General features: G+C 38.6%; 7 protein-coding genes. 5 read left to right on the plus strand and 2 right to left on the minus strand.

What is annotated here, in order from left to right; translation table 11 throughout:
- Positions 1 to 690: N-6 DNA methylase (locus G563_RS0117825; protein WP_051211057.1), on the minus strand; the 690-nt coding region annotated here is incomplete at its 3' end.
- 287 nt (positions 691 to 977) lie between these two features.
- On the opposite strand from G563_RS0117825, the gene G563_RS0117830 reads away from it, so the two are divergent.
- From G563_RS0117830 to G563_RS0117850, 5 genes are all read left to right on the plus strand, one after another.
- Complete coding sequence (locus G563_RS0117830; RefSeq protein WP_028666503.1) at positions 978 to 1,655, plus strand: nucleotide-binding protein; 678 nt, start codon at positions 978 to 980, stop codon at positions 1,653 to 1,655.
- A 57-nt stretch (positions 1,656 to 1,712) separates the two neighbouring features.
- Complete coding sequence (locus tag G563_RS0117835; RefSeq protein ID WP_028666504.1) at positions 1,713 to 2,012, plus strand: hypothetical protein; 300 nt, start codon at positions 1,713 to 1,715, stop codon at positions 2,010 to 2,012.
- Positions 2,013 to 2,080: 68 nt separating this feature from the next.
- Positions 2,081 to 3,265: a replication protein RepA gene (locus tag G563_RS0117840; protein WP_028666505.1), complete on the plus strand. Its 1,185-nt coding sequence runs from the start codon at positions 2,081 to 2,083 to the stop codon at positions 3,263 to 3,265.
- A 507-nt stretch (positions 3,266 to 3,772) separates the two neighbouring features.
- Positions 3,773 to 4,918, plus strand: coding sequence for a DUF8464 domain-containing protein (locus tag G563_RS0117845; protein WP_028666506.1), 1,146 nt, complete (start codon positions 3,773 to 3,775; stop codon positions 4,916 to 4,918).
- Between the two features lie 103 nt (positions 4,919 to 5,021).
- A complete protein-coding gene (locus tag G563_RS0117850; protein ID WP_028666507.1) occupies positions 5,022 to 5,798 on the plus strand; it encodes a hypothetical protein in 777 nt (258 codons plus the stop codon).
- A gap of 7 nt (positions 5,799 to 5,805) precedes the next feature.
- Here the strand turns inward: G563_RS0117850 and G563_RS0117855 are convergent, their stop codons facing one another.
- Entirely contained in the window at positions 5,806 to 7,572 is a 1,767-nt protein-coding gene (locus tag G563_RS0117855) for a type IV secretory system conjugative DNA transfer family protein (protein ID WP_028666508.1), read from the minus strand.
- Positions 7,573 to 7,781 lie beyond the last annotated feature (209 nt).

The following is a 7,781-nucleotide window of genomic DNA, read 5'->3' on the forward strand; positions in this document are numbered from 1 at the left end:
TTTAGATTCAGGCACTGTTGATTTATCGGGAACAGGTGTTTCAGTCGGAGCCGTTGAATTTTCTGTTTGAGTAATGATTTCATGGGCTGTTTTTATAAAGTTTTCGTTTTTGGCACGTCGTGCCAACTTACCTTCCCAACCGCCCATAATATGGGCAGGAGTGTACCAGTGACTATATTCTTTCAGTGTGAGAGTGTTCCCATGTATTACCACAGCGGGAATATGCAGTAGGGAAAATTGCACATAGGCGGTATGAGCGCAGCACTGATCTAAATCAACGGCCGTAACATGAAGTCTTTGTTGATAATTGATTTGTTGTTGGTGCATTTCATCGGCCAAGGCAATGATTAAAGCCCCTGACCCGCAGGCAGGCTCAGAGGCTCTTACAAAGCCTTGTTGTTCTATTGTGTCATTAATGCCTGGCACTATTTGGGTTTTAGCCATCATTTGGCAAATAGGGTACGGTGTAAAGTATTGCCCTGCCCGTTCATTATGGATTTCCAGTTCATGGTACACATTCCCCAATACATCATTAAACCCTGCTTCTAAATGCTGTGTAAGCATCCCCAGCATCTTTGGAAAGGTATTGAGTTCTTCTTTTGTATAGCCTTTGATAATGTCAAAATAGCGTTGTTCCCGCTTCTCAAATTGGGGTTTATCTACAGCATTGCTAAAGGCAATTGCTGACATTTCTACGAAGTCCGAAAATATCTTATAAGGGCTATGACGGTGTGACAGGTCACGAATGAGCCTAACCATATCCTGCATGAAGTGCTACCTTGAAAGAAATAGTAGAGTTTGGTAATCGTATTATATAAAACAAAAGCCGTAATACATCAATAGAATAGCCATTTATGCTGCAAATTGGCAGAAAATCAGACCTAACTACTTGACAAAAAAACTTGTGTAAGTAGAAGTGTATTTACAACTACTTTTACAACTATATTTGCAACTCATAATGATTGAGGATATACAACATGATTTACACAGTAGGCGGAATTAAGGGAGGTAGTGGAAAGACAACCATAGCCACAAATTTAGCGGTCTATTTAGTCCACCAAGGCCGCGACGTAATTTTGATTGATGCTGACGACCAAGAGTCAGCAACAGATTTTACATCTTTTCGGCATCAAACGCTGAGTGGTGAATTAGGCTATACGGCCGTAAAAGTGACGGGAAGGGAATTAAATGCAAATGTCGCTCGATTGGCAACCAAATGTGATGATATTGTTATTGATACAGGGGGTCGTGATACGGTTAGTCAACGTTCCGCTTTAACAATTTCTCATGTTTATTTGGTGCCGTTTGCGCCTCGCTCCTTAGATATATGGACTTTGCGCAAGGTCGAAAACCTTATAACGGAAGTCATGCCCTTCAATCCCAATCTCGTTTGTCTGACCTTTATTAATAAAGCCGATGCAAGAGGAAATTATAAAGAAGAAACAGCTGATTTACTGCGGGAGTCCACCGCAGTAAAATTCATTGATAACCCTATTGGTAATCGCATATCGTTTGCTAATGCCGCTGCATCAGGCTTAGGGGTAATTGAAATAAAGCCTGTTGACGAAAAAGCAGTAGCCGAAGTAACAGATTTATATAATGGCATCCAAAATGCCATGAAAATCAGTACCAAGAAGAAAAAATCAACAACGTAATTTACAACTGTTTTTAGTTGTAAATTATAAACTAATTCTGAAACCATTGTGAGAACTATGACAACAACTAAAAAGAAAGCAAAGATTGCTTTGCCGCCAGTTGCTTTAAACAATACTGCATTGCAGGATATGATAAGCAAAGGAGGGTCTGTCTCTGAACCTAAAGCACATGCCGAAATTATGGATGATGGAGACAAATTGAAGTCTTTCACTTTTAAAATCTATGAAAGTGAATTGGCTCAAATTCGGGATATACAGGACCGTTTGCCAAAACGGGATAGAATATCAATTCATGACTTTGTAGTTGCTGCCGTGAAAGAAAAAATAAATAAAGAACAAAAGATTACAACTAAATAAACAACTAAATTTAGTTGTAATATTGGTTGTAATTTGTATAATATTAACAATTAAAATAGGCCCTAATAATGGCTAAATTACGCGCTAATGCTGAAAACAATAGACCTGTTGTAGGTCGAAAAGCATCAAAACCGAAACTTGTAAAAACCTTACAGGAAGTAAGCTTAACTGCGCCCTTAGCCTCAGAGGTGGTTTACCAGCATTCATTGCTCTGTCAGGTTGCAATGCCAGCAAGTGATCCTAAAAAAGAGCGATATTGGCATGTAACAAATGGCCGTAATTCCCTAATGATACAATCAGGGAGCATTGTTGACCAACGGACTAACAAAATCGTGGAAGTTGGGTTGCCCTATGGTGTGACTGCACGATTACTGTTTATTAATCTGGTTTCTCAAATTCTTAAAAACAAAAAGAAATATATGGAAACAGGGAGCCGCGTCATAAATATTGAAGACAGTATGTCTTCCTTTATCAAACGTCTGGGTTTTCCTGTTACAGCGCATTATATAAAAAATGTAAAAGAGCAAATTCTACGAATGTCTCGTGCTCAATTTACATTTGTTTTAGGGGGAGAGAACAACCAAATTTACGAAGATATAAAACTCTTTTCCAAACATGATTTGTGGTATCCGCAATCATCTGAGCAGCTGGGACTTTGGCCTTCCTTAGTTGAACCAACAAGAGAATTTACTGAGTTCGTTATTCGCTATGCAGTACCGTTAGACGAGAGAGCAGTGTCACGCTTAACAGAAGGTGCATTGGCACTTGATATTTATGCTTGGCTTGCACATCGCCTTTGTAGAGTAGAGCAGGGAACACCTGATTTTGTTAACTGGAAAAATCTCTATGAGATATATGGCAAAGGCTATAAGAAAATAAATAAATTTAAAGAAAGATTTAGAGAAGCGCTTGAGAAAGTGCTTCATGTGTACCCAGCAGCGGCAAATGCAGTAACAGAGGGGATATGCATTATAAAATCAGGACATACCCAAAAGGGTAGGTATTCGGGTTTCTGGCTGGAATATACAACACCGCCAGTGCCGTTTAGTGAGGATTATAAGCCTCATAAGATTGAAGGCAAAAAGGTAAAGTACATAATTGATGCCAAACCAATTAAAAATAAGAGAGTGCGTGCAGAGCTTCAAGCGACTGTTTATAGCCCACCTACAGATGATGAATTTTTAAAAATGTCTCAATATGAAAAACACAACCTACCAGTTGTGAGAGCAAAAACAGGGAAAAAGCCTACGTAATATCAGGGGCAGTTTTTTGTAAATCATTGAGTAGAAGTGTTTGAAAAAACTAAATATAAATAAAAAAGCCTACGTAATATCAGGGGCAAAATGAGCTATAAGCGGGTAAATTTTACCATAAAACAATAATGTGGATAATTGAGCATCAAAAAGAGTTATCTACGTAATATCAGGGGCAAAATACCACGTAATATCAGGGGCAATGTGCTACGTAATATCAGGGGCAGAATCCTATATATAATAAAACCTATAATTACTAACCTATAAGCCTCCAAAAATTGTGGAAAACTAAAAATTTGGAGTTCGCTACGCTCACGACTATAAATCGACCGCTGCGCGGGGCCAACATTAAGAAAAGAAAAATGACAAAAAATTCCTGCAACTAAAATATTAGTTAATCTTGTGAATTATTAGGAAACCGATAGAATAGGGCAGGGCTATCAAGTGGCAAATAACCCGTTTTTTCTTTTCTTACTGTTGCCGCGCAGCGGCTAAAAATTTTTGAAAATGGCACTATCATCAGCACAATTCAAAGAACGGGTAGATAAAGCAAGGCAAAATGCCGATATAAAGTTGGTGATTGAAAGCACTGGCGCACATGCTGTGTACTCCAATGCTGCCAAGGGGGATTATACCTATCATGCACCCTATCGGGAGGATTCAAGCCCCAGCTTAAGAATTAATGTTTTGGAGCAGCGATTTTACGATTTTGGCAAGACGGAGGCCAGAGGCGACGTTATCGAATTGGTCCGTCTCATTTTCGGTAAAGGCGATAAAAACGCTATGCCGTTTTTTAAGGCTCTGGAGTGGCTTGAACGTTTTTCAGGCAGCTCGGTAGCACCCATAGCCATTAAGACCACTCAGCGGCCAAAATATGAACCTGTAGAGGTATCTCACGAGGGGGATCGCTTTACCTTTGTTAAAGCCGTCCCCGTTTCTCCTAAAACACACCCCAACAATTTAGATTACATAGTTAATACTCGAAAAATTAGCCTGGCTGTGGCCAGCCGTCATTTGTATATTATCACCTATAAAGATCATTCGGCTCCTTTTGACGACCCGCTGAGAGGGAACCGTTACGGCATCGGTGGCCCCAATGATGCACAGGGATGGGAAGTCAGAGCACCGAGTGCAAATAGTAAATTTAAAACGTCTTTGGGTACAAAAGATATTACAACATTCGTCGGAAATCAGAATGCAATAGCGGGTGATATTTTTGAAGGCCGAATGGATTTTTTGACTTCATTAGAATTAAAGGGGGGGCTTCAACCCGAAAATCCGACGGTTATTTTGAACAGCGGACGTTTTGCCGCCCGAGCGGCCGAAGTCATTAAAACCCGTCCAGAATGGGCTAATATCAAGTATTGGCGTATTTGGCAGCAGAACGATGATGAAGGCGAAAAATCAACACAGGTTATTTGTAATGAATTAGGCGGAGATTATACAGTTGGAACACTAAACCATTATTGGGAAGGTTATAATGATTTAAATAAATGGTGGACTGATGCACCCGATCAGGAGCATGGTAACCTAACCCAACTATTGAGAAGCACAGCTACCCCCACTAAATTTTATGATAGTTCTGCAACTGCCGAAATGCGCCGCGCCAATGACCGTCAGCGAGAAAATATTTATAATCCTAAATTGTTCTAAGAATTACTGGTTATACTGTCATATTGGCATATAACGAATGCTTTTGAAAAAAATAAAGTTAAGAAAGTAATTATATTTGGGCATTAATTAGAATTATATATTTATGGCAATTAAAATCTACATTCTTGAAAGCCTTTTACCAAATATTGTTCAGGACCCGCAAACTGGCCGTGAATTATTTGAAGATATTTTGCCGCGCTATAGTGCTATTTATGGTCAAGGTAGTGTCACTTTTGAATATTTTGACATATCAAGCAAGCAGGAATTATTAGATATACTTGATAGTATTCATACAGAAATAACGGATATGGATGAATGCATACTCCATTTTGAAATGCATGGAACTGCTACAGGTGATACAGGATTGGGTGTTGCTTTAAAAAATGGCGATGATGCAGATTGGTCAGAACTTGAAACCTATCTTATTAGAATAAATTATAAGACACAAAATAATTTACACGTAATTATGGCAGCCTGCTATGGCGCTTATATTGGTACTGTAATTAATACTTTTAGAAATATTGCCCCAATTCGCTCGTTTACTGGGTCCAGTAAACAAATGAATGCTAAGGAAATAAGAGTATTTAATGAAGAATTCTATCACACCTTAATACATAAACAGGATGCTTTTGAAGCTTTTAAAGTAATGAATGACCCTGTTTTTTATACCAAATATATTGAAGCATTATTCGACAAATATTTTGAAACGGTTGTTATTCCGCGCTTAGTACAAGCAAACAAAACAAATACTTTAGATGAATGGGGTTTAATTTATCAACATTCTTATGACATTAGTTTTACAAAACCATTTACTGTTGAAACAATAATAAAGGATGTATATGACCATTTTTTAAGATATATGATAAAACAAAATAAATGATCTGAATTTATTCAACCCGAAATGGATTTTTTGAAGCATTGCTGTTAATTGTCCAATATGGCTTTTTTTCCAATCGCCCTGGGCTATCCATTCCTTTAATTTCCAAAATAATATTTGGAAAACTCATTACTTCGGCAGGCTCCAACAAGGGTTTTTGGATTTCTCGCGGAGAGGCATCATCCGCAGGGTTCTTAAAGAATTGGACATTTTTAGGCATCCGTTTTGATAAATAGTCTGCCGTAAAGTTGTCACCGACAGCTAAGAAATGTCTGACAATGGCATTGTTAACAAAGGTTTCCCATGAATTGGGATACAAGTTCTTTAGTTGTGTCAGATCTTGCATAATCGGCCATAGAGTGACATTATACCCAGCCAAAAAGCCCGAAGCGACTTCAAATTCCTTTAATGCGCCTAATGTTGGAAATTCATCCATGACCATGACGACTTTACGGGCAGGATTATAATGTTTTGTCAGGCCACGCATGACAGAGCCAAAAAATAATCTCAGCCATGTTTGACACCGATCTAAATCAGCAGGGCTAAGACATACAAATATTGCTGTTTTTTGATGAGCGATTGTTTTTAAATCAATGTCCGATGCCGAAACAGAATTGCGAAGCTGCATATCTTTAAAAACATCCGTTGCCGTTCGCACCGTCGAATAAATGTTTTCCACTGTTTTGCCGCCATCGTTAACCAGTTGGCCGAAAATGGCTGTTGCTTCGTCTTTGATATCCCCATCAAACGCATCATTTTTTGCCATTTTCATTAAAAGAGCAGTACGCTCAGAGCCTGCCAGTCGGAGCCATTTGTACAGGGTACGGAAGTTTTTAGGCTCCTCATTCTGGGTCATCATGTGACGAATATAAAGCGTAATGTAATTTCTGGAAGATTTATCAAAATAATCATTGGCATGATTGGCTGCAGGAATTAAAGCATAGGCAATCATATCGGCATATTTATCAAAATCAGGGTCATTGCCCGAAAACAGATCGAAGGGGTTAAATCTCGCATTGCCGAATGTTACGATTTCGGGAATATCAAAAGGGTTGACAGCCAATACATTATATCCAGCATTTTTAAGGTAATTGCCTGATACAGCTAAATTTTCCCCTTTAGGGTCGAGTACAACAAATGAAGGAGCATTTGATGCCTGTAAATTATCTGCTAATAGAGCAGGGAGAATAAGATTAACCCCCTTACCACCACGGGAGCCGCCAACGGTCATCATATGCCCCTGTCCGTTCCAATATAAACCTGAACCAATATGCAGCCCCGAAATACCATCCCCCAAGGCAGTTTGTAATTGGCTTTCTGTAGCCCAATCTTTTGCCCCGATGGCATTTTTTAACTGTATTTGCCCTAATTCCTCTAAAGTTGGAATTTTATTGCCTAACGTTTCTTTTGCAGAACGAGACAGTAAAATACTGAAATAAATAACAAGGCTTACAACAACACCTACTGCTATTGCTATTGCAAGCCATTCAATTGTTTTTGGAAGACTAAAACCTGACCACCTGTTGAGGTTTTTTATCAGTGGATAGCCAATGATAATAACAGCATTCACAAATAAGATAAAGCGCCAATTTTCTTTCGTAAGCGTATATGACATTGGCTCAACTTTTACGCCCAATTCTTTGGCCAGTCTGATACGTTCGCTGCGTTCTTGAAATTCTTCAGTAATTGCATCAAGTTGAAGAGCAAACTTATCGTCAGGAGCAGCTTTTCTTATTTTTTCTGCTCGTTTTAAGCTTCTTCTTTGGGCATCATTCATATCTGTAAGGGTTGTATATCGTAAATTTAGACACCTTACAGAATTTTCCAAAATCCCTTAATAAAATCTATCATTCATTGTTTTCTTTTCTTACTGTGAATGTTGGCCATGCTTAAAATAGGTCTATGGTACTCTGTAAAATTTTATTATAAATATTGGGGAATTCAAAGATTGTCTTTACCTTGTGAGACCTTGACAAAGGTTGAACG

The organism is Runella zeae DSM 19591 (genome assembly GCF_000423565.1).
GTDB lineage: Bacteria > Bacteroidota > Bacteroidia > Cytophagales > Spirosomataceae > Runella > Runella zeae.

Coding starts and splice junctions, on each gene's coding strand:
- G563_RS0117830 (WP_028666503.1), top strand. CDS start 978: ATGATTTACACAGTAGGCGGAATTAAGGGAGGTAGTGGAAAGACAACC.
- G563_RS0117835 (WP_028666504.1), top strand. CDS start 1,713: ATGACAACAACTAAAAAGAAAGCAAAGATTGCTTTGCCGCCAGTTGCT.
- G563_RS0117840 (WP_028666505.1), top strand. CDS start 2,081: ATGGCTAAATTACGCGCTAATGCTGAAAACAATAGACCTGTTGTAGGT.
- G563_RS0117845 (WP_028666506.1), top strand. CDS start 3,773: ATGGCACTATCATCAGCACAATTCAAAGAACGGGTAGATAAAGCAAGG.
- G563_RS0117850 (WP_028666507.1), top strand. CDS start 5,022: ATGGCAATTAAAATCTACATTCTTGAAAGCCTTTTACCAAATATTGTT.
- G563_RS0117855 (WP_028666508.1), bottom strand. CDS start 7,572: ATGAATGATGCCCAAAGAAGAAGCTTAAAACGAGCAGAAAAAATAAGA.